Genomic DNA, 20,915 nt, shown 5'->3' with positions numbered 1-20,915 from the left:
CATTTTACGAAGTTCTATAATAAAAAATGTATATTTCTCAAATTTTATTATACCCCCGCTTTGTAATATTTCCATTTTTCAAACAACAACTATATAAATTATGCATAGTCATAAATTCATTTTTTTATTTTTTATAAATTTAACTATTTAATTTTATATATAAAAATGATAAAATAAATTGATTTTAAAATTTCAAAATATATAATTATTATATTTGTTTTAAAGAAAGAAGGACTGATAATGAAAACTGTATGCCGTAAAATGTCTGTTGTCCAGCTCACCTTTGTGACAGCTGCCAATATGCTTGGTGCCGGCATTATCATGCTGCCAACCAAACTCGCCCAGGTAGGAACTATTTCTATTATATCATGGGTTATTACTTCTCTAGGCTCTTTAGCCTTAGCTATGACGTTCGCCAGGTGTGGAATGTTTTCTACAAAACCCGGTGGAATGGGCGGTTATTCTGAATATGCATTTGGACGAATAGGACATTTTATGGCAAATTATTCCTATGCTGTTTCTATCGTTATTGCTAATGTAGCTATTGCCATATCAGCCGTAGGGTATGGCGCCGAATTTTTCAGTATAACACTAACTCCCCTGCAAACGTGCATCTATACAATATCTTTACTTTGGCTTGGTGCTATTTTAAACTTTAGTGGCACACGCCAATCAGGCACACGCAGTACTATAACTATTTGGGGCGCTATACTTCCCGTTTTAGGAATCAGCATTATTGGCTGGTATTGGTTTGATCCTTCTTTATGGATATCTGCCTGGAATCCTAATAATGTGCCTTTAAGCGATGCTATCGGTAACTCTATTGCACTGACATTATGGTCTTTCCTTGGACTAGAATCGGCCGCTGTTAATATGGATGCGGTGGAAAACCCGCAAAAAAATGTTCCTATCGCAACCTTTGTCAGTACTGTCGCTGTAGCCATTATTTATGTTGCCTCTACCAATGCCATATTTGGAATCGTTCCCAATGATATTATTTTAACTTCTAACGCACCTTTTGGCATAGCATTTTCCTATATGCTGGGCTCTGAAATCGGAAAAATTGTTATGGGTCTTATGGTCATTTCCTGCGCAGGCTCATTGCTTTCCTGGCAATTTACTTTAGCCAGAGTATTTAAGACTAGTGCAGAACGCGGATTATTTCCAAAGATATTTGCTAAAGTAACAAATGCTGATGCCCCGATCCAGGGAATGATTATAATTCTCCTTATGCAGATGTGTTTATCTCTTATGACTATGAGTCCTACTTTAGCTGCTCAATTTGAACTTTTAGCAAATTTAGCTGTTGTGACAAATATCATTCCTTATATTCTTTGCGCAGCATCACTTAAGTCCATACTAACAAAAAAACATATAAGCAATAAAAGCTGCAATAGAAACCTTGCCTATTTTTTGGCAAGCATATCAATCATATATTGTGTATACGCACTAACCACAACAGAGGAAGCGGCCTTTATCGGCGGCGTCATTGCAGCCGGAATAGGTATTGTCGGTTATGCTATTAAATTTAATCTGCATAAGCAGCCATTTCCTATAGAAGATCATATAAAATAAAAAACCAGTGAGTGTATTATACGACCTCAATGAATCCATAAAAAAAGAGCTGCGAATTATATTCTCAGCTCTTTTTTACCCTATTAAGTAAGGCGGGTAACTATCCATCCATATTGTCTCTAAATGCCAGCATCACTATATTACTTACAGCAACAGCTATGGTGATTACGATTCCTTCATACACAAAGGGGGAAAAAAATACCAACAAATTATTTTGCAATACAGGCATCAGCGTAAATATAATAGTCCCCATAATAGATGTCTTTGTATTAAAAACCATAATGTTGATAAATATCCAGACAAATCCCATCACGAAAATTCGAATAAAAGAAATGATATGCATCCGCAACGTCATAGGCGAATGCTTTTTTGGATAAAAATAAAATGCAAAAGTTGCCAGAACAAAAACAGCAAAAAGGTATACCATACTGCTCATGATAATCGCTACGCCCATCAGAATTTGTCCAGACAAATCTGTAGTGGAAACAGCTGGAAATAAAAACATCCCCAACACCGAACAAGGTAACGGCAAACTATATAAAACAGGATCCAGAAATTCAGAATACCAAAAACTTCGTCTCCGTTCATGCCAATATGAAAACAAATTAGCAAGAGCATATTGCAAACAAACCAAAAAAAACATCCAGATTGTATACAATACCAATCTTCCCACATATATTTTCCAAATAGAAAAAGCCATAACTCCATTCAAAATCCCTAAACCAATAAACAGTCCCACAAAACCGCCATATAAAATAAAGGGAATACGCACATATGGCGATTCCCCCTTTTTTTTCATTTGGTGATAACGAAATACAACAGGTACAAAAATAGAGAGCAATAAAAATAATAATACAGAAATAGTAACAAGTCCCATGCGGTCTGTAGAAAATGCACCAAAAGGAATAGGTATTATCCACAAAAACAGCCAAATGACATGTTCCATCTTACCGGCCAGCTTATTTCTCATGAAATCCTCCTGTTATAGCCATATCCATATATCGTAATTGCGTAAGGATAAACGCTCCCAACATAGTCATGCTAACTTCCACATACATAAAAATAATAAAAACAATATCACGCGCCAATGTCGGCCATTCCCAAAAAGAAGAATTTTTCCATATATCTTCTATGGCCAAACTAAATACTGATAATGTTACAACAGCTATAATCCACATAATGACATAAGAACGCCGACAAATAAAACGCTGTTGTCTTCCAAAACGCGCTTCATCAAAGCCCAGATACAGCAAAGGAAGGGTTTGTCAAGTTAAGTGTGTAAGTTTTTTTAGGTATCATAAAAGAAGATGCGTTACCAGTGATTGCTGGCTTTAAAATTTCTCGTATTTCAGGATACGAGCTTGCAGCTTATCATCCATAGCCAACTGGTTTCTGACCATCGCCCAGTTCTGGATATGATGCCCTTCCCACTTGGCATAGAGTTCCTTTACCCTGAGATAGAGAACCTTGAAGACAGATTCCTCGCTGGAGAACGAGCCCTTCTTGGTGACTTTTCGGAAGCTGGAATTCACGCTCTCTATCGCATTGGTGGTATACATCACCTTCCTTACGGCACTGCCATAGTTGAATAGTTGCTGGACATGCTGCCAGTTCCGCTTCCATGTTTCTACCGCACCGGGGTACTGGCTCCAGGCCTGCTTGAACCGCTCGAATTCGGCCTCAGCACTCTTCAGGTTCACGGCTCCATAGACCTTCCTGAGCTGGGTCGTGTAGGCCTTGTAATCCTTGGATGGGATGTACTTGATGGAGTTGCGGATCAGATGGACGATGCAGCGCTGCACGACCACCTGGGGGAAGATGGACTTTGCTCCCTCTTCCAAACCGGAGACACCATCCATGCAGATGAATCCGACATCTTCAACGCCACGGGCCTTCAGCTCATCGAATATCTGCATCCAGTTATGTTTGCCCTCCGTCTCGTTCATCCAAAGGCCCAGGACATCCTTCGAGCCATTGATGTCATAGCCGAGGATGACGTAGACAGCGTGGTTCTTGGTCTCATAATCCTTGCGTACAGAGACGTACAGGCAGTCTACGAACAAGAAGGGGTAGAAGGGGTTCAGAGGACGTGTCTGCCAATGCTGGACTTCGTCCATCACTCGGTCTGTGATGTTCGAGATGCTCTCTGCGGACAGCTCGAATCCATAGATGTCATCAATCGTCTTGGCAATATCCCGCTGGCTCATGCCGCGTGCATACATGGCCAGTACCTTGCTCTCGATCCCTGTGACATCCTTGGTGCGTTTGGGGACTACCTGGGGCTCGAAGGTAGATTCGCGGTCCCGTGGGACGCGGATGGGGACCTCGCCGACCGAAGTCTGGATGGTTTTCTCCGTATAGCCATTCCGACGGTTGGAGGTTTCCTTCTTGCTATGATCATTGGAGCTATACCCGAGATGGTTATCTATCTCGCCCTGCAGCATAGCTTCGAAGATAGGACCGAACACGTCCTTCAGCGCTATCTGCATGTCTTCCTGCGTCTTCGGCTGGTATTGTTCCATGATGAGCTTGGCGATTGCCTGGCCTTTCTCACTCGGGTTTCTACGTTTCTTCATCAGTGCTGTACTCAATTCCTTTCAACCTGCTTTCTGATAGTGTACCGCACCTCGACAAAAAAATGAAGTGCGTAAGTTAGTAAATTGGTTACCGGTAACTTACACACTTCATTTTACACTCCCCAAAGGAATGCAAAAATACAGTACAAAATAAGAAATAAGCGCCACCACAGCACTGGATCCATTATGTATCGTATATGCGCCAATCGGTATCGGTATAATAAACAAACACATAAAAACACATTGACGCAAGATATCACGCCACCAACTCATTTTTCTACCTCCAACTGATTTATTTCACAATCATTAGTATACCAGATTTTTATTAAAAAAGCACAGGATATTTGCACACTTTATATAATTCCTGTTATAATAAACAAATAGATTAAAGGAAGGTACAGGATACTTATGACAAAAACATTTCAGGCTCTCGGGGTTACTCCCGCTCTTATAGAAATATTGAAAAAACAAGGTATACATTCTCCCACCATGATTCAGGAACAATCGATTCCTTCCATCTTTAAAGGACGGAACATATTAGCACAGGCGCAAACGGGTACCGGAAAAACGTATGCATTTTTATTGCCGGCATTACAACAAATTCAAGTCAATATCCATATGGAGCAGGTTTTAATTATTACCCCTACCCGCGAATTAGCAAAACAAACTGCTGATGTTGCACAAACATTTGCAGCACCAACAGGCATTGATATACTCAACTTAATTGGCGGAAAAACGATTGAAAACCAATTGCAAAAACTTCATCGTCATCCTCAAATCATTATTGGCACTCCGGGTCGTCTGCTTGATCATTGTGGACGTAATTCCCTTGATTTAAGCGGTGTCGGCCGAGTTATTGTTGACGAAGCAGATCAAATGTTGGCTGCCGGTTTTCTCGAAGATATAGATACACTTATCAGCATGACACCCAAACGCCGTCAACTCCTTTTTTTCTCTGCAACTATTCCTGATAAAATCAAGGCACTGGCAAAAAAACACATGGTAAATCCGTTAGTTCTCAATATTTTAGAAGGTTCAACTATTGCCTTGGAAAATATTGAACAACGTATTTATATGATTTCCGAAGAACATAAGTTAGACCGTCTCTGTCAAATGATAACAGAAATGAATCCATACTTAGCTGTTATTTTCTGCAATACAAAGGAACGAGCTTCCATACTATCCAGCCAATTACTCGCTAAAAATTTCAATCTGGGTGAACTTCACGGTGATATGTCTCAAGGCAGACGCACGCAAGTATTGCGAGATTTTGCACGGGCACGCACACAAATACTGGTAGCCACGGACATTGCTGCCCGAGGTATTGACATTGAAGGAATTACACATGTATTCAACTATGATGTTCCTCATGATGTAGATTACTATATACATCGTATCGGCCGAACCGGTCGTGCCGGAAATCAAGGTTTGGCCATCACCTTTGCTACTGCCGCAGACGAAAATTGGGTACGGCGCATAGAACACAATATCAAAGCAACTATTACAAAATATACTGCTTCAGGACAAATCAAAATAAAATCAAGAAATCAAGCACCTAAAAAGAAACAAGTCCTTAATGATAAATTACCCATCAGTTCCTATCAGGCAACAAAGAAAAAAACACACAAAACATTACATCGTGGCAACGATAATCGTCGCCGCCGCAAATAGAACAGAAATAATACAAAACAAAAACACGCGCATACATTTTACTGTACTGACCCCCATAAATTAGACCTGGAAATCTAGCTTATGGGGTCACTACATACATGCAATGTATGTGCGTGTTTTTTATTACTGTTTTCTTTACATGATTCCCGCATCTTTCATCATCTTAATAAGGAATGTCTTTGTACCTTCATCGGCATCCACCATAGGCAGCCGAAACGTCCCACCATGTAATCCCAATATATTTACACAAGTCTTAATAGGAGTGGGACTTACCGTGCAAAAGATTCCCGTCATAACGGGTAAATACTTTTGGTGTAATTCCATTGCTTTCTTTGTATCTCCATCTTTATAAGCCTGTACCATAGCATTCATCTGTGGCCCTATAATGTGAGAAGCAACACTGATAATTCCGCATCCTCCCACGGAAAGAATCGGCAGTGTTAATGAATCATCCCCACTGTAAACATAAAAACCTTCAGGTGCATCACTGGCAATTTTTGTAGCTGCTACCAAGTCCCCGCTTGCTTCTTTGATACCGACAATATTGGGGAAATCCTTCGCAAGACGAACCACCGTTTCCGGTAAAATTTTTCCGCCTGTACGACCAGGAACATTATAAATAATAATAGGAAGATCTGTTGATTCGGCTATCGCTTTAAAATGAGCATAGCACCCCGCCTGATTCGGCTTATTGTAATATGGCACAATGCACAACAGACAATCAATCCCTGTCTGTTGTGCTTCCTTTGTAAATGCTATTGTCGCGGCCGTATCGTTAGAACCGGTATTCCCCATTACCAAAACCTTGTCGCCTACAGCCTTAACAACGTCTTTAAATAATTTTATCTTTTCCGGAACTGACATCGTTGCACCTTCGCCCGTTGTCCCTGCAACAAGAATTCCATCAGAACCATTATTTACATAGTATTTTGCTAATTCCACGGCAGCTTCATAATTAACAGACCCATCATCATTAAATGGTGTAATCATAGCTGTAATAACATTACCAAATTTCAACATAATGACTCACTCCTTTTTCTAATTTTTTTATTTAAACATCTTATGTTCTAGCATATATTCTGCAATTTGCAGTGCATTCAGTGCTGCGCCTTTTCGAATTTGATCACCCGTAACCCAAAGATTGACAGCCTTCGCATTATATAAGTCTTTGCGAATACGTCCAACATATACATCGTTTTTATCGGATGTATATAAAGGCATTGGGTATTCCATTTCTTGCAAATTATCTTGAATCTGCACTCCTGGGAAAGCATCAATTGCCTTGCGAATAGCCTCTATCGACAATTCATCTTCTGTTTCTACAAGGACAGATTCAGAATGGCTGCGATATACAGGAACTCTTGCCGTCGTCGGAGAAACTTCAATGGCATCATCATGGAAAATTTTATGCGTTTCATTGACCATTTTCATTTCTTCTTTAGAATACCCATTTTCCTGGAACGTATCAATGTGAGGAATAATATTAAAAGCAATCGGATAATGTTTCGGCAAACTCTTACTTGGTAATATATGCGGAACCATTTCTTCTCCATTTAGATAAGCTTTAACTTCATCCGTTAATTCATCAATACCTTCTTTTCCTGCACCAGATACAGCCTGATAGGTACTGACAACAATTTTTTTAATTTTAGACAAGTTCTGAATAGGTTTTAATGCCATCAACATAATAATAGTCGAACAATTCGGATTGGCAATAATACCTGTATGCCAGGAGATATCCTCCGGATTCACTTCAGGAACAACAAGCGGAACTTTAGGATCCATTCGGAATGTACTGGAATTGTCAATAACAACGCATCCTCGTCTTGCTGCTTCAGGTCCTAATTCTTTGCTAATAGAGCCCCCGGCAAATAACCCTATATCTACACCATCGAAAGATTCCGGTTTAGCTTCTTCTATTGTATATTCTCTACCGTTGACAGTTGCTTTTTTACCCGCCGAGCGACTGGAAGCCAATAATTTCAATTCACTGTACGGAAAACTTCTTTCTTCAATCAAACGGATAAATTCCTGTCCTACGGCACCTGTGGCACCCAAAATCGCAACTACCGGTTTCTTCAAAGTAAACCCCTCCTAAATTTCTTCCTTATTTTATAAAAAATTTTCCAACCCAAAAGTCAGGCCTGGATAAGAACCCACTTTTTTAACAGCTAAAATAACACCTGGCATAAAAGATTTACGATCCAAAGAATCATGACGGATAGTAAGTAGTTCCCCATACCCTCCAAAAAGGACTTGCTGATGTGCTACATATCCCGGAAGACGAACACTATGCACAGGTATATCATCCACTTTGGCTCCGCGGGCGCCTTCAAGGCTTTCATGCGTTTTATCGAGAGCGGCTTCTACGTGTGCCGCCTTACGGGCATCATTAATTTTTGCAGCTGTGAGAATAGCAGTTCCTGATGGTGCATCCAGCTTATTGTTATGGTGCAATTCAATAATCTCGGCATCAGGCATATAGGGTGCAATGATTTCAGAAATCTTCATCATAAGAACAGCGCCAATAGAAAAATTAGGAGCAATGAAAATATTAGTTTTATGTTCGTCTGCTATTTTTCCAAGTTCATTTCTCTGAGAAGCCGTAAGTCCTGTTGTCCCTACAACCATATGAATGCCATGTTCCATAACGATTTTGGCATTATCAAAAATAACTTTTGGAATTGTGAAGTCAACAACTACATCCGGTTTAATATCTTCCAGAGACTTAGCCAATCCTTCACGGACAGGTATACCCAATGTACCTATACCGGCTAATTCTCCGCAGTCTTCTCCTATAGACGTAACACTTACACCGCCAACAAACTCTAGCTCTTTATCTTCATATACAGCTTTAACGACTTGGCTTCCCATTCTGCCGTCAGCGCCATTTACAAGTACTCGCAACATAGGTATTCCTCCCCTATACTAATAATTAATGATTGAATTGTTTATAATATATACCTATTAAAACCTTACGTCAATAAAATTTCGTGTATACATAACAGCCCGTCAATGAACTTGTTCTATAAGTTGTTTCGCAGCTTCAATAGATACCTTGGTCGTATCATTTCCAGAAAACATACGAGCAATTTCCAAAACATGCTCTCCGGGAGAGAGTTGTTTAATTTGGGTTACTGTGCGATTCTGTATTTCTTTTTTATATAAAAAGTAGTGATGATCAGCAATAGCTGCAGTTTGAGGTAAATGCGTAATACAAAGTACTTGGGCAACACAGCTTAACTTGCGAATGTGGGCAGCAACTTGAAGACCTACCTGGCCACTGATTCCTACATCAATTTCATCAAAAATAAGTGTTCTATCTTTAACTACATCTGCACTAATGGTTTTAAGTGCCAAAGCAATACGCGATACTTCCCCACCGGAGGCAATTTTAGATAAAGGCTGCAAGGATTCTCCCTTATTAGCTGAAAAATACAGTTCAACCAAGGCCGCACCTTGTGCACTAATCTGCTCCATAGGTTCCACATGAAAAGAAATTCGTGCATTTTCCAATCCTAACTGCGCCAGTGTTTTTTGCATAGCAGTACGGAACGTACTGTTGGCAGCTTCCCGCATCCGCTGCAATTGTACGGCCGTTTCTCGCAGACTCTGTTCTAAAACGACATTTTTTTTCTGCAGTACATTCAATGTGTATTCGGATTGATCCAATCTTTCATACTCATCTTTAGCCCGTTTCAAAAAAGACATAATCTCATCAATTGTACCACCGTATTTGCGCTTTAATTTTTCGATCAGCGCTAATCGAGTTTGCATACCATCAAGTTCTTGTTCATCAAAGGTAAATGCGTCTGCATATTGCAAGAGACTATCATGGATATCTTCCATTTCATACGTTAATGTCTCTGTTTTATCTCCCATATTTTTAAAGACCGGATCATACGCTGCAGCATGGTTAAAGAGATGCTGCATTTCACCAATCTGTTGCATAATTCCGGGACGGCGTTCACCTCCGTCAAAAAGAAATAAAATATCACGTAAACTATTTTTAATTTTTTCAGCATGAGATAATCGGTTTATTTTATCTTCCAGTTCATTATCTTCACCTGATTTTAGTTTTGCTTCTTCAATTTCTTTAATCTGAAAATCAAGGATACTAAGCATATGTTTTTTTTCGGTTTCATCCTGCCGCATCTGCTGTATTTGCTGCTGCAGCAATTTCCAATTGCTATACGCAATATCATACTTTTTGCGGACAGTCCGAAGCTGCGGTGTGAGCCCATCCAGCAGACTTATATGATATGATGTATCAAAAATAAGACGATTGTCAAACTGTCCGTGAATATCCAAAAGATGTTCTCCTATGCGCCGCATAACAGTTGTAGATACTAACGTACCGTTTATCAGTATGGAACCCCGCCCGTTCAGATTAAATTGACGAGATATGACGACTTGGTTTTCATCATATGCAATATGGTTTGCCGCAAGGATTTTCTCCAGTGCCGGATCCTCGGTAAAAAAGAACGCGCCCTCAACTAAAAATGAATCTGTGCCTTGCCGCACAAATTCCGCCGATGCGCGTTTTCCTGCCAGCATGCCGATGGCGTCAAGAAGAATAGATTTTCCTGCGCCGGTTTCACCGGTAAATATAGTGACGCCTTCAGCAAAAACAATATGCAAATCTTCTATCAATGCAAAATTCTGAATATGCAGCGATTGCAGCATAAAAACCTCATTCCTTCATTAGTGAAACAATAAGTTTTACAAGTTGTGACACAGTATCTTGATTATTTGTAATAATTAATATGGTATCATCTCCGGCAATTGTCCCTATAACACTTTCCCATTTGGCATGATCAATAGCCGATGCCACCATATTAGCAGAACCTGGAAGAGTATGTAACACAATTTGATTTAAACAAAAATCAACACGTACGATAGAATCTTGAAATAATCGAGCCATACGGTTTTTGGACATAAGAACATTTTGTTCAGGTGATAATGCATACCGATAATGACCATCACTCGTAGGAACTTTAATAAGCATTAATTCCTTGATATCGCGGGAAACCGTAGCCTGCGTTACTTCTATACCTTCTTGCTGCAAAGCCTTTGCCAATTCTTCCTGCGTCTCTATTGGCCTGGATTGGACGATTTCTTTAATTTTAGTATACCTAAATCTCTTCATTTTTACCCTCTTTTCTGAATAATATATAAAATTGGTGGGTTGTGTATTTGATTTAAAGGCTGCCAATATGATACATCGTATTCTTTCTGCGGCACATGCTGCAAAAATTCTTTTAAAGCATGCTGTTCTTCTTCTCCTGCCGATGTACCAGGATAAGCTGCTAACATAATTATGCCATTCTTCGCAATTTTATTCAAGCATATTTTGCATGCATTTATGGTTGTTGCGCTTTGCGTATAAATGGTATGATCTCCAGCTGGCAAGTAACCTAAGTTGAATACAACAATATCTAAAGATGCTGTAATCTGGGTAACAAGCTGATCATGCGACCCTACTCCATAAATAATATGCGAATGTCCACGGTCTTTTCCATACATATTTTTTTTTGTTTCTTCAACAGCGCAAGATTGAATATCAAAAGCATATAACTGTGCCGATTGATTCATATGCTGTGCCAAAAACATAGTATCATGGCCATTGCCGCATGTCATATCAACAAGTACTTGTGCCATCGGAATATATGGAAGTAAAAGCGCATGTGCCATAGTAACAGCATTTTTTAACGGAAAAGTTTCTATCATCATTTTGTTCCCATAAGTTTAGTAAATAAATTTTTATAAAAATAATTTTTATTAAATCGCATCAGTTTTAATGTCCTGTCGGATTTTCGAATATGCAGCGTCATATCCTTAGTAAATTCCAAATCCACCATGCCATCCACAGAAATACGGATACTATTACGATTATTGGCTGCCGTAAAACTAACACGGTCCGTATCGCTTAAAATCAAGGGAACTTTAAGCAGCAAGTGCGGACAAATAGGTGTTACCATTAAACACGGTGCCGACGGTGCTACGATAGGTCCGCCACTGGAAAAAGTGTACCCGGTACTGCCGGTCGGTGTGGAAATAATAATGCCATCACAAGGATATTGTTGAATAAAGTCATGATTAATATACATATCAAGGCGAATAAGCTTCCCTACATTGCCATGGCCGACAACTATATCATTTAACGCTTCCGGCATAATCTGAACAGATCCATCTTCCAAACAAAGGTCAGCTTGAAGCATCATTCGTTCTTCAATAAAAAATCGTCCTTCCAAAATATCTTTAAGGCGGTTCTTCAATGACTCTGTCTCCACTTCGTACAAAAAACCCAAAGAACCAATATTGACTCCGCAAATAGGCACACCACTGCCAGCAAACTCCCGAGCCAGCTTAAGTATGGTTCCATCTCCTCCCAAAACCATAGCAACATCAATAGAATTAAAAATAATCCCTCTCGGTTTTAAATGTGCCTCGGGAATTTCTTTAAAAATAGATTGTTTACCATTGCGTACATCTTCGGGTAAATAAAAATCCACTTGATATTGCAAACATAGTTCCATAAGTTCATGAACTAAAGGAGCACTTTCTTCTTTTACCAGATTAGGAAATATACCAATTCTCATACTATCACCTACATTTGATGGGATTTCTCCACAATATCGTCTATCATGTCCTCTGTAATTTCATTATGCTCTGCCATATCTTTGCGGCTATATAGTAAATATTCTATATTGCCATCAGCTCCTTTTATAGGAGAAAAAGTCAAAGCTAGCGGAGATAATCCGTCTGCCGCAATCCCGTCCGTAACATGGCGGATAACGTACCGGTGAATATCTCTATCACGAACAATACCGCCTTTCCCTACATGTCCCCGTCCTGCTTCAAACTGCGGTTTAATTAAAGTCACTAAGGTACCGTTCTGTTTCAAAAGCGGCACAACGGCAGGCATTATTTTTAAAAGAGAAATAAAAGAAACATCAATGGAGATAAAATCAACTGCTTCACCTAAATCTTCTAATGTTACATTGCGAATATTGGTCCGTTCCATATTTATTACACGTTCGTCCGTACGTAATTTCCATGCTAGTTGTCCATATCCAACATCAACAGCATATACTTTTCTTGCTCCATTTTGCAGAGCACAATCTGTAAAACCACCCGTAGAAGCTCCTATATCCATCATAACCGCTCCCTGTAAATCAATAGGAAAAGCTGCCAATGCTTTTTCCAGCTTGAGGCCACCCCTGCCTACATACGGAATAGCATTCCCTTTAACAATAATCTCCGCTTCCACATCTATTTTGGTCCCGGCTTTATCTACACGTTGATTTCTGACAAAAACCAGCCCGGCCATAATTGTTGCCTTCGCTTTTTCACGACTCTCTGAAAGGCCGCGAGATACAAGCAATGTGTCTAATCGTTCTTTCATTATCCTACCCTCTTAATTCACCCTTACCAACATGTATTCTACTAATTCTTTCAATATTCTGGCTCTGTCGCCGAACGGCGTCAGTGAAGCACTGGCTGATTCAGCAGATTGACGTGCCAGACGCCGTGCTTCTTCTAATGAGAAAATAGTTACATATGTTGCTTTTTTATTTTTTTTATCACTGCCAACAGGTTTTCCTAATACATGGGACTCACCTACTACATCAAGAATATCATCGGTAATTTGAAAAGTAAGTCCCATATAAAGAGCATAATCATCCAATGCATTCCGTTCTTCCAGCGTCGCATCTCCTACAATTGCAGCAATATCGATTGCTGCTTTAAACATAACTCCTGTTTTAGCCTTATGAAGCAGCTTTAATCCATCAATGCCGATTTCCATGTTCCCTTCCGATTCAAGATCAAAAGCCTGTCCGCCCACCATACCTGCAGGTCCTGCAGCACGTGCAAACGTCGAAATAATAGCAGAAATTTTTGAAGATTCTATCTGTTTTTGGCTGGCCATCAATTCAAACGCATACGTCAATAAGCCATCTCCCGCCAAAATCGCCATTCCATCTCCGTACACTTTATGATTTGTTAAGTTCCCTCGTCTATAATCATCATTGTCCATAGCAGGCAAATCGTCATGGATCAAGGAATACGTATGAACACATTCCAATGCACACGCCATGTCCAGATAAGGCCGCGAATTTTTTCCCAGCATCTCAATAACCGCAAGCATTAAAATTGGACGAATCCGTTTGCCGCCGCCATTAAGACTGTAATTCATAGATTCATAGAGTCTCTCAAAGGCTTTGACATCGGTACATAGCAATTCTTTCAGCCGTGCATCAATATGTTTTTTCTGTTCTTTCATATACTCTTGCAGCATCATAAGTCTAACGTCCCTTCTTCGGTTTCCCCATTGGCACGGCTATTCTCATCCTTATGTGCACCAACATGAACAGCCATCAATGCTTCCACTCGCTGCTTTGCATATTCCAGTGCACCTTCACATTCCTGCGACACTTTAACAGCTTTTTCAAATAAATCCAGAGATTCTTTCAATGTTAAATTAGGAGTTTCCAGCGCTTTAACCAAATTCTCCAACTCTTCATAATTATTTTCAAAATTTTTTAACTTATCTATTCCTCTTGCCATGAATTGTTACCTCTTTCACATCCGTCGTAATCAAACCATCTACCAATTGTATATATAAAGGCTTTTCTTTGGAAACGCTATGTATATCCGAAATAATATGACCATCCTGTTCCAGCTGTCCATACCCCTTGCGCACAAGCACGATAGGGTTCATTGCTTCCAATCCTGCTTTCAATTCAGCACATTTTTTTAAATTATCAGCATAAAATAAGTTGAATTGCTGCATTGCCGTATGCAAAAGATGTTCCACCTGTTGCTTTTTTAAAATCAGATACTCATCATATCGTTTGGGTTGTAATCCAGCAGTCGTTTTGATTACATCATGCTGCCAGCGTTCAAAACACAAAGAAATGGCATGATACGCAGATTCTGTCATTTCTGCTATATCCAAAGCCATTTCATCAAAAGACGGAATAGCCAGTTCTGCTGCATGCGTGGGTGTCGCTGCTCGTACATCCGCTGCATAATCAGCCAGCGTTGTATCTGTTTCATGTCCTATAGCGGTTATAATAGGAACTTCAGAATGATAAATTGCCTGTACCACTGCCGGATGATTAAAACACCATAAATCTTCCATAGAGCCGCCGCCGCGAGCAAGAATAAGTACATCCAGATGTGAATCAGTGCCTGCTGAAGCAATTTTCTGCGCAATTATAGTTTCTACTCCGACGCCTTGCACCGGAATGGGAAAAAGTTCAATATGCACGTAAGGATTTCGTTCTGCTGCGATTTTATGAATATCATGTAATACAGCACCCGTCTTAGAAGTAAGGATACCTATAGTCCAAGGAAATCTAGGCAGCGACTTTTTATGTTCCGTATCAAAATAGCCTTCTGCCGCCAGTTCCTTTTTTACCTTTTCATATTCTGCCTGAAGTTTTCCTATGCCCTGAGAAAAAAGACGTTCTATAATAAAAGATACTGAACCTGCTTTTTCATACACCTGAACAGCACCAATGACAACAACATGGTCCCCTTCACAAACATTATCCATAGAACGGCCTGCCCGTCCGGCGAATAAAATTGCATGGATAGAACAATTGTCATCTCTTAAATTCATATAATAATGTCCATTAGACGCACGTTTCAGTCCAATAATATTCCCTTCCATCGCTACGCTTTGAAGTTTATAGTCTTTATAAACATCTTCTTTAATGCGCCGGACTACATCTGTTACAGATGCGTATTTCATTATTTTTTCTCCTTCTGATATGCATAGAACGCCCAAAAAGCTGCCCCCGTCGCATTGTCAGCGCTATAACACGGTTCAGCTGTATCTATGCGTATATTATGTATCCCTCCATAATGCATCAGGCACTCTCGCAAATACGTGTTTGATAAGACGCCCCCTGCCGCAACAAGCCGCTTCATTCCTCTTTCACGGCCGAAATCAAGGAGCTTTTCCAACCCGTTCCAAATAGTTGAAAGTGTCCATTTAGCCATTTTTGTCATATCATAACTTTTTTCTGCCATATACCGCTGCGCCTGCGATTCCGGTCCGGAAAAACTGATTTCGCCACTTTTATAAAATACAGGTGCTCCTCGGACAACAGAAGAATATTGCTGTGCTAAAGTATCTATCGCAGACCCGGCAGGGAAGGAAAGTCCCATCGCCACCCCTACCCGATCTATAAACTGCCCGGCACTAATATCACTGCTGCCGCCAATTCGTGTAATTGACAAGCCTCGTTCATCGGGGGATACGTATAAAAAATCTGTGGTTCCGCCAGAAAGGTGTACTCCATAAAAAGGTTCTGTCCCTATTTTTTTTATATGGCGCAGTACCGCAAACAAATGATTCTCCTGATGACTAATCACATACAGCGGCACTCCCAACACAGCCGCTAATGAACGAGCATATCCGTAACCCGAATAAAACGCCGGCATATAAGAATCTTCGCGCCGGCGGGGTTTATCTGTGACCCCAATAGCACAAATATCCATATAATCTCGTAACGAAGTACTTAATTGTTCAAAAAGTTCCGGTAAGTTCCGCGTATGCTGATAAACCATATTGGATTGTGCCAACCCGCGTCCACCTTTAGCTACTTCAAGAATTTTTCGTTCATCTGCAATGACACGATACGTCTCATCTACAAGAGAAACAGAAGTTGTATAACAACTCGTATCAATGCCCAAATAGGTATTCATTTATCTTTTATCCTTTACATACGCACCTAAAATACCATTGACAAATCGTGAAGAAGCAGGACCGCCATACCTTTTAGCTAACCGTACCGCTTCATTAAGAACAATAGATTCTTCAATATTTTCCTTAGGATACAAAAGTTCACAAAGAGACATCCGCATAATATTTTTATCTGTTTTATCCATTTGTGATAAATCCCATTTTTGGGAATAATGACCGATAATTTCATCAAATTCCGCCATATGCTGCCGCGTTGTTTCCACTAAGTAGGTACAATAGACATTCTCATCCTGCATTGTCAAAGCATCATTTTCTTCAAATGCGTCCTGTTCATCTGCCGTATTGCTTTCCAATATTTCACTTTCTGTATACTGTATGTCGTTTTCCTCATGAAATTCCCGAGAAAACAAAATTTGCAGCGCCTGTTGACGCGCTTTATATCTGCTCACGCTAACCTCCTGTTTTCTATATAATTTTAGGCCGCAATATCAGGTCTTCAATAGTAACATTAATATGAAGCTCCTTTGGTTCAATCATAGTTCGCAATCTGTTTCCTATGATTTGTTGAACTTGAACAGCAAGCCGTTCCAAGTTTTCTCCATAATAAGCTATAATATGAATATCAACAGCTAACCCCGCATCAGTCTGTATTACTGTAATTCCCCGCGCTCTTTGTCCATTAAAACGAGCACGTAAAGAAGTACTGACTCCAACCACTCCGGAAACCTCCATAGCCGCCAGCTTAACTAAATTAACTAATACCGTATCTGCAATTTCATAGTGAAGGATTTGTTCTTTATCTATCATGATCATCCCTCATTTCCATTGCAGCAGAAGGCTGTGTAAAGTCAATTCCCTGGACAACAACGTGAACAGCTGCCACACTGTATCCTGTCATTTGTTCCACTGTATCTTTTACAATTTTCTGAACTTGTAATGCCACATCAGGAATACGGTATCCATATCGTACAATGAGCCGGATCGTAACTTCGGCCACATGACCTTCAAGATGTGCGGTCACACCGGCAGCTAAATTTTCCCGTCCCAGTTTAGCCGCTACGCCTTCTGCTATGCTGGCAGCAAGCGAAACAACTTGATCTACCGTTTCTGCAGCTTGTGCCGCAATAACCGCAATGGCACGCTCTGATATAGATATAGTTCCTGCATATTGATCGTTTGTTGTATTCATAGGCATCCCCATTAGTCATTTGTGCTGAAAAAGCGATGAGAATCTCATCGCTTTTTTTTACTCATTATGCTCTTCCCATATATTCACCGGTTCTCGTATCAATCTGAAGAAGTTCGCCCTCATTGATAAATAACGGAACTTTGACAACATATCCTGTTTCCAATGTTGCCGGTTTACTGCCACCAGTCGCTGTATCACCACGAACGCCGGGGTCTGTTTCAACAACTTTAAGTTCTACAGCTGCCGGTAAATCTATACCGATAACACGATTTTGGAACAACATCATAGTAACATTCATTTCTTCCTTTAAAAAATTGATCGCCGTACCCAATGTTTCTTTCTGCAATTCAAGTTGTTCATATGTTTCGTTATCCATAAAACAGTATGCCCCTTCACTTTCGTAAAGGTACTGCATCTGACGGCGGTCTACGTGGCCTTCTTGTACTTTTTCGCCGGCATTCCATGTGCGTTCTACCACCGCACCTGTTTCCAAATTCTTTATTTTGGCACGAACAAAAGCGGCCCCTTTACCCGGCTTAACATGTTGAAACTCCACAACCTGCCATACCTTACCATCAATTTCAATCGTTACACCCGGTCTTAAATCATTACTTGAAATCATAAATGTCTCCTCCTACTATGAAAGCTCTACTAACTCTTTCGGTGTTTTCGTTAAAATCTCACAGCCATGAGCCGTGACGACAACAGAATCCTCAATGCGGACTCCATACTTGCCTTCTATGTACAGCCCCGGTTCAACCGTGACTATCATATTCTCCTGTAATATAGTGTCTGCCTTGGGAGATAATACAGGCTGCTCATGAATTTCCAAACCAGTACCATGACCTAAAGCATGAGTAAAATATGTTCCCACCGCATGTTCTATAAAAAACTGCCGTATGGTCTCATCTGCTTCACGGCAAGACAATCCTGCGCGAATAACAGATACACCTAACTGCTGAGCCTCCAAAACAAGAGCATAAAATTCTTTTTGTTCCTGTGACGCTCTTCCGGCAACAACCGTCCGTGTCATATCGGAATGATATCCGTCTATAACTGCACCAAAATCAAAGGTCACAAAATCACCATCAGCTACAATTTTCTGAGAAGCTGTGCCATGCGGCATTGCGGAACGGGCTCCAGAAGCAACGATCGTAGTAAATGACTTTTCTTCCGATCCCAGCAACAACATCGAACTTTCCAACCGTGCACACAATTCACGTTCTGTAGCTCCTGGTTTAATATACGGCATTAATTGATTAAACGCCTTATCCGCTATCATACTGGCTTCACGAGTTGACTGCAATTCAGATGCTGTTTTTACCGCACGTAAAAAAGCAAGCTCACATCCTACAAACCGATTTTCATCTGCATACGCTGTAATGCCTTCATACGCTGCAAGAGTCAAATAATTTTTTTCATATCCAACAACATGCATACCCTTTTCTTTTATAAAGCAGCCGATACACTCCAGTAAACGACCTTCATGATTTTTTATATCACACTCTGTTCCGGATTGTTGGGCTGCCTGCTCTGTATAACGAGAATCAGTCCACAAGACAGGCTTTCCTTCTGTCATCAGGACTAAGGCTCCCTCTCCTCCCGTAAAACCGCTAAAATAACGTAGATTTTCCGGTTGCATAATTACTGCTCCATCTGCTGCCTGTTCTGTTAAAAACTGCCGTAACCGTACTATTCTTTCTTTGATCATTTTTATCACCCATAATTATTCATTACACTCTATAATAGCATATATTAATGTATTTGAATAGTTTTTTATACATTATTGAAAGGGCAATTCCCGCTCCTCTTCTGTCAATATGCGAATTTCACCATAATGCAGCGTTTCATCCAGCATCAGCTGCCCGATTTGTATTCTTCGTAAAGCTGTTACGGTCAGTCCCACCGCCGCACACATACGTTTAATTTGATGAAATTTCCCCTCATGAATGACTATACGCAATGCATAATCTCCTATTTTTTCTGCTAATGCCGGCTGACATAAAAAACCATCATTCAGCACAATTCCTCTTTGAAATTGGGAATTAATATCATCAGGAATAATTCCTGCGACTACGGCCTCATAGATTTTATTGATTTCCTTTTTGGGTGAAGTAATGCGATGTGCCCAATCACCATCATTGGTAAGCAGCAACAAACCGGTTGTATCTTTATCCAATCGGCCAACAGGAAACATTCCGGTTCCTTTATAGCGCGACGGAAGTAAATCCAAAACGGTTCTCGAAAAATGATCTATGGTAGCTGACAATACATTTTCTGGTTTATGAAGCATTACATAATGAAACGGAGTATAAAAAACAAGCCTGTCGTCTACAGCAACAACACTTTTTTTAAAATCAACTTTTGTTGCCGGATCCACACACACACTGCCATTTACGGTCACACTGCCGCTCTTGCATAAGTTCTTAATCTCCTTGCGCGTACCCTCGCCGCTATGCCCCAATAATTTATCCAATCGTATCAATTTTGTCATTGCCTGCTGTCTCGATTTAGTCATAACGTTGCCATATTAGACCACTGCATCTGATATCCTACCGTACCTTGCAGATGGTCAGTACAATTCATAAGTGTCATAACATTTTTATCGCCATGATATTCAATAATGTTAAATGCCGTATTATATTGCTGGAATGCCCAGATACGGCCCATTTCCAGCCCCAGCAAGCCAAATAGCAGACAACGTATAGCTGCTCCGTGAGATACTATCATGATAGTATCTCCAGATACATGCTGCTGCAGCAATTCCTTTGTCTTTTCCGTAATGCGTTTTTCTACATCTCTAAACGATTCCCCTCCATGAGCCCGCATATTCCCTTCGGAATCATAGAACGCTTCAATTTCACCGGGCCAGCAGGTTGTAATCTCGCTATAGGTATGCTTTTCCCAAACACCAAAATTAATTTCTCGCAAGTCATCATACGCTTTCACGAAAAGGTTATGTGGCTCAGCAATGATTTCCGCTGTTCGTTTGGCTCTCGACAAAGTACTGCTGTATACTGCATCAAAGTGGACATCCTCAAGAAATCTGCTTAAGCACTCCGCCTGAATAATTCCGGTTTTATTAAGGGGTACATCAGTTGTTCCTTGATACCACTGCTGCGCATTGCCATCAGTTTCACCATGACGTACTAAGTATAACTTGATCATAACATGACGCCTCCTA

Annotated in this window: 25 protein-coding genes; 2 read left to right on the top strand and 23 right to left on the bottom strand. The window is 40.4% G+C overall.

Annotated elements, in window-relative coordinates:
• Nucleotides 1–240: 240 nt before the first annotated feature.
• Nucleotides 241–1,575: a putrescine-ornithine antiporter gene (potE, locus tag NXG62_RS13025; RefSeq protein WP_427112854.1), complete on the top strand. Its 1,335-nt coding sequence runs from the start codon at nucleotides 241–243 to the stop codon at nucleotides 1,573–1,575.
• 100 nt (nucleotides 1,576–1,675) lie between these two features.
• On the opposite strand, the gene NXG62_RS13020 is transcribed toward potE, so the two are convergent.
• From NXG62_RS13020 to NXG62_RS13005, 4 genes are all read right to left on the bottom strand, one after another.
• Nucleotides 1,676–2,545 (bottom strand): hypothetical protein, encoded by an 870-nt coding sequence (locus NXG62_RS13020; RefSeq protein ID WP_427112853.1) that lies wholly within the window; start codon nucleotides 2,543–2,545, stop codon nucleotides 1,676–1,678.
• On the bottom strand, nucleotides 2,535–2,828 hold the full coding sequence (locus tag NXG62_RS13015) for a hypothetical protein (RefSeq protein ID WP_427112852.1): 294 nt from the start codon (nucleotides 2,826–2,828) through the stop codon (nucleotides 2,535–2,537). Before NXG62_RS13015 ends, NXG62_RS13020 begins: the two co-directional genes overlap by 11 nt.
• A 78-nt stretch (nucleotides 2,829–2,906) precedes the next feature.
• Nucleotides 2,907–4,151 (bottom strand): IS256 family transposase, encoded by a 1,245-nt coding sequence (locus NXG62_RS13010; RefSeq protein ID WP_083615847.1) that lies wholly within the window; start codon nucleotides 4,149–4,151, stop codon nucleotides 2,907–2,909.
• Between the two features lie 108 nt (nucleotides 4,152–4,259).
• Nucleotides 4,260–4,424 carry a hypothetical protein gene (locus tag NXG62_RS13005; RefSeq protein ID WP_427112850.1) on the bottom strand — a complete coding sequence of 55 codons (165 nt, stop codon included), beginning with the start codon at nucleotides 4,422–4,424 and terminating at the stop codon, nucleotides 4,260–4,262.
• A gap of 135 nt (nucleotides 4,425–4,559) precedes the next feature.
• Between NXG62_RS13005 and NXG62_RS13000 the strand changes: the two genes are divergently transcribed.
• A complete protein-coding gene (locus NXG62_RS13000) occupies nucleotides 4,560–5,822 on the top strand; it encodes a DEAD/DEAH box helicase (protein WP_427112848.1) in 1,263 nt (420 codons plus the stop codon).
• 135 nt (nucleotides 5,823–5,957) lie between these two features.
• Here NXG62_RS13000 and dapA read toward each other — a convergent pair whose 3' ends face one another.
• From dapA to cobC, 19 genes are all read right to left on the bottom strand, one after another.
• A complete protein-coding gene (gene dapA, locus NXG62_RS12995; protein WP_427112846.1) occupies nucleotides 5,958–6,842 on the bottom strand; it encodes a 4-hydroxy-tetrahydrodipicolinate synthase in 885 nt (294 codons plus the stop codon).
• A 27-nt stretch (nucleotides 6,843–6,869) separates the two neighbouring features.
• Entirely contained in the window at nucleotides 6,870–7,904 is a 1,035-nt protein-coding gene (locus NXG62_RS12990) for an aspartate-semialdehyde dehydrogenase (RefSeq protein WP_427112845.1), read from the bottom strand.
• Between the two features lie 30 nt (nucleotides 7,905–7,934).
• Nucleotides 7,935–8,732, bottom strand: a complete 798-nt coding sequence (dapB, locus tag NXG62_RS12985) for a 4-hydroxy-tetrahydrodipicolinate reductase (protein ID WP_427112843.1) — start codon at nucleotides 8,730–8,732, stop codon at nucleotides 7,935–7,937.
• Between the two features lie 102 nt (nucleotides 8,733–8,834).
• Entirely contained in the window at nucleotides 8,835–10,508 is a 1,674-nt protein-coding gene (gene recN / locus NXG62_RS12980) for a DNA repair protein RecN (protein ID WP_427112842.1), read from the bottom strand.
• A gap of 7 nt (nucleotides 10,509–10,515) precedes the next feature.
• Complete coding sequence (gene argR, locus NXG62_RS12975; RefSeq protein WP_427112841.1) at nucleotides 10,516–10,971, bottom strand: arginine repressor; 456 nt, start codon at nucleotides 10,969–10,971, stop codon at nucleotides 10,516–10,518.
• 2 nt (nucleotides 10,972–10,973) lie between these two features.
• Complete coding sequence (locus tag NXG62_RS12970; RefSeq protein WP_427112840.1) at nucleotides 10,974–11,555, bottom strand: class I SAM-dependent methyltransferase; 582 nt, start codon at nucleotides 11,553–11,555, stop codon at nucleotides 10,974–10,976.
• Nucleotides 11,552–12,424: an NAD(+)/NADH kinase gene (locus NXG62_RS12965; protein ID WP_322351504.1), complete on the bottom strand. Its 873-nt coding sequence runs from the start codon at nucleotides 12,422–12,424 to the stop codon at nucleotides 11,552–11,554. The genes NXG62_RS12970 and NXG62_RS12965 overlap by 4 nt, the downstream gene beginning before the upstream one ends.
• 8 nt (nucleotides 12,425–12,432) lie before the next feature.
• Nucleotides 12,433–13,230, bottom strand: coding sequence for a TlyA family RNA methyltransferase (locus tag NXG62_RS12960; protein WP_427112839.1), 798 nt, complete (start codon nucleotides 13,228–13,230; stop codon nucleotides 12,433–12,435).
• Nucleotides 13,231–13,242: 12 nt separating this feature from the next.
• The gene (locus NXG62_RS12955; RefSeq protein WP_427114286.1) at nucleotides 13,243–14,124 is read right to left on the bottom strand and encodes a polyprenyl synthetase family protein; all 882 of its coding nucleotides are present in this window, start codon (nucleotides 14,122–14,124) and stop codon (nucleotides 13,243–13,245) included.
• Nucleotides 14,124–14,393 (bottom strand): exodeoxyribonuclease VII small subunit, encoded by a 270-nt coding sequence (xseB, locus tag NXG62_RS12950; protein WP_427112838.1) that lies wholly within the window; start codon nucleotides 14,391–14,393, stop codon nucleotides 14,124–14,126. The genes NXG62_RS12955 and xseB overlap by 1 nt, the downstream gene beginning before the upstream one ends.
• A complete protein-coding gene (xseA, locus tag NXG62_RS12945) occupies nucleotides 14,374–15,585 on the bottom strand; it encodes an exodeoxyribonuclease VII large subunit (RefSeq protein ID WP_427112837.1) in 1,212 nt (403 codons plus the stop codon). Before xseA ends, xseB begins: the two co-directional genes overlap by 20 nt.
• Nucleotides 15,585–16,544 (bottom strand): peptidase, encoded by a 960-nt coding sequence (locus tag NXG62_RS12940; RefSeq protein ID WP_427112836.1) that lies wholly within the window; start codon nucleotides 16,542–16,544, stop codon nucleotides 15,585–15,587. The genes xseA and NXG62_RS12940 overlap by 1 nt, the downstream gene beginning before the upstream one ends.
• Nucleotides 16,545–16,991 carry a transcription antitermination factor NusB gene (gene nusB / locus NXG62_RS12935; protein WP_427112835.1) on the bottom strand — a complete coding sequence of 149 codons (447 nt, stop codon included), beginning with the start codon at nucleotides 16,989–16,991 and terminating at the stop codon, nucleotides 16,545–16,547.
• Between the two features lie 16 nt (nucleotides 16,992–17,007).
• Entirely contained in the window at nucleotides 17,008–17,349 is a 342-nt protein-coding gene (locus tag NXG62_RS12930; RefSeq protein WP_427112834.1) for an Asp23/Gls24 family envelope stress response protein, read from the bottom strand.
• Nucleotides 17,339–17,731: an Asp23/Gls24 family envelope stress response protein gene (locus tag NXG62_RS12925; protein WP_427112833.1), complete on the bottom strand. Its 393-nt coding sequence runs from the start codon at nucleotides 17,729–17,731 to the stop codon at nucleotides 17,339–17,341. Before NXG62_RS12925 ends, NXG62_RS12930 begins: the two co-directional genes overlap by 11 nt.
• Nucleotides 17,732–17,795: 64 nt before the next feature.
• Complete coding sequence (gene efp, locus NXG62_RS12920; RefSeq protein ID WP_427112832.1) at nucleotides 17,796–18,353, bottom strand: elongation factor P; 558 nt, start codon at nucleotides 18,351–18,353, stop codon at nucleotides 17,796–17,798.
• Nucleotides 18,354–18,368: 15 nt separating this feature from the next.
• Nucleotides 18,369–19,442 carry a M24 family metallopeptidase gene (locus NXG62_RS12915; RefSeq protein ID WP_427112831.1) on the bottom strand — a complete coding sequence of 358 codons (1,074 nt, stop codon included), beginning with the start codon at nucleotides 19,440–19,442 and terminating at the stop codon, nucleotides 18,369–18,371.
• Between the two features lie 72 nt (nucleotides 19,443–19,514).
• Entirely contained in the window at nucleotides 19,515–20,249 is a 735-nt protein-coding gene (locus NXG62_RS12910; protein WP_427112830.1) for a pseudouridine synthase, read from the bottom strand.
• A complete protein-coding gene (gene cobC, locus NXG62_RS12905; RefSeq protein ID WP_427112828.1) occupies nucleotides 20,246–20,899 on the bottom strand; it encodes an alpha-ribazole phosphatase in 654 nt (217 codons plus the stop codon). The genes NXG62_RS12910 and cobC overlap by 4 nt, the downstream gene beginning before the upstream one ends.
• Nucleotides 20,900–20,915 lie beyond the last annotated feature (16 nt).

The sequence above is a fragment of the Megasphaera sueciensis genome (assembly GCF_050219315.1).
Taxonomy (GTDB): domain Bacteria; phylum Bacillota; class Negativicutes; order Veillonellales; family Megasphaeraceae; genus Megasphaera_A; species Megasphaera_A sueciensis.
Note: the sequence above shows the minus strand (reverse complement) of the source record. Positions and strands in the feature narration are given on the sequence as shown.

Excerpts from the sequence above, each read along its gene's own strand:
- NXG62_RS12960 (WP_427112839.1), bottom strand. The coding sequence starts at position 13,230 with ATGAAAGAACGATTAGACACATTGCTTGTATCTCGCGGCCTTTCAGAG.
- NXG62_RS12925 (WP_427112833.1), bottom strand. The coding sequence starts at position 17,731 with ATGAATACAACAAACGATCAATATGCAGGAACTATATCTATATCAGAG.
- NXG62_RS12970 (WP_427112840.1), bottom strand. The coding sequence starts at position 11,555 with ATGATGATAGAAACTTTTCCGTTAAAAAATGCTGTTACTATGGCACAT.
- NXG62_RS12930 (WP_427112834.1), bottom strand. The coding sequence starts at position 17,349 with ATGATAGATAAAGAACAAATCCTTCACTATGAAATTGCAGATACGGTA.
- NXG62_RS12955 (WP_427114286.1), bottom strand. The coding sequence starts at position 14,124 with ATGCTGCAAGAGTATATGAAAGAACAGAAAAAACATATTGATGCACGG.
- NXG62_RS12965 (WP_322351504.1), bottom strand. The coding sequence starts at position 12,424 with ATGAGAATTGGTATATTTCCTAATCTGGTAAAAGAAGAAAGTGCTCCT.
- potE (WP_427112854.1), top strand. The coding sequence starts at position 241 with ATGAAAACTGTATGCCGTAAAATGTCTGTTGTCCAGCTCACCTTTGTG.
- argR (WP_427112841.1), bottom strand. The coding sequence starts at position 10,971 with ATGAAGAGATTTAGGTATACTAAAATTAAAGAAATCGTCCAATCCAGG.
- dapB (WP_427112843.1), bottom strand. The coding sequence starts at position 8,732 with ATGTTGCGAGTACTTGTAAATGGCGCTGACGGCAGAATGGGAAGCCAA.
- NXG62_RS13020 (WP_427112853.1), bottom strand. The coding sequence starts at position 2,545 with ATGAGAAATAAGCTGGCCGGTAAGATGGAACATGTCATTTGGCTGTTT.
- xseB (WP_427112838.1), bottom strand. The coding sequence starts at position 14,393 with ATGGCAAGAGGAATAGATAAGTTAAAAAATTTTGAAAATAATTATGAA.
- cobC (WP_427112828.1), bottom strand. The coding sequence starts at position 20,899 with ATGATCAAGTTATACTTAGTACGTCATGGTGAAACTGATGGCAATGCG.
- NXG62_RS12915 (WP_427112831.1), bottom strand. The coding sequence starts at position 19,442 with ATGATCAAAGAAAGAATAGTACGGTTACGGCAGTTTTTAACAGAACAG.
- NXG62_RS12940 (WP_427112836.1), bottom strand. The coding sequence starts at position 16,544 with ATGAATACCTATTTGGGCATTGATACGAGTTGTTATACAACTTCTGTT.
- efp (WP_427112832.1), bottom strand. The coding sequence starts at position 18,353 with ATGATTTCAAGTAATGATTTAAGACCGGGTGTAACGATTGAAATTGAT.
- NXG62_RS13010 (WP_083615847.1), bottom strand. The coding sequence starts at position 4,151 with ATGAAGAAACGTAGAAACCCGAGTGAGAAAGGCCAGGCAATCGCCAAG.
- NXG62_RS13005 (WP_427112850.1), bottom strand. The coding sequence starts at position 4,424 with ATGAGTTGGTGGCGTGATATCTTGCGTCAATGTGTTTTTATGTGTTTG.
- dapA (WP_427112846.1), bottom strand. The coding sequence starts at position 6,842 with ATGTTGAAATTTGGTAATGTTATTACAGCTATGATTACACCATTTAAT.
- NXG62_RS12910 (WP_427112830.1), bottom strand. The coding sequence starts at position 20,249 with ATGACTAAATCGAGACAGCAGGCAATGACAAAATTGATACGATTGGAT.
- NXG62_RS13000 (WP_427112848.1), top strand. The coding sequence starts at position 4,560 with ATGACAAAAACATTTCAGGCTCTCGGGGTTACTCCCGCTCTTATAGAA.
- xseA (WP_427112837.1), bottom strand. The coding sequence starts at position 15,585 with ATGAAATACGCATCTGTAACAGATGTAGTCCGGCGCATTAAAGAAGAT.
- recN (WP_427112842.1), bottom strand. The coding sequence starts at position 10,508 with ATGCTGCAATCGCTGCATATTCAGAATTTTGCATTGATAGAAGATTTG.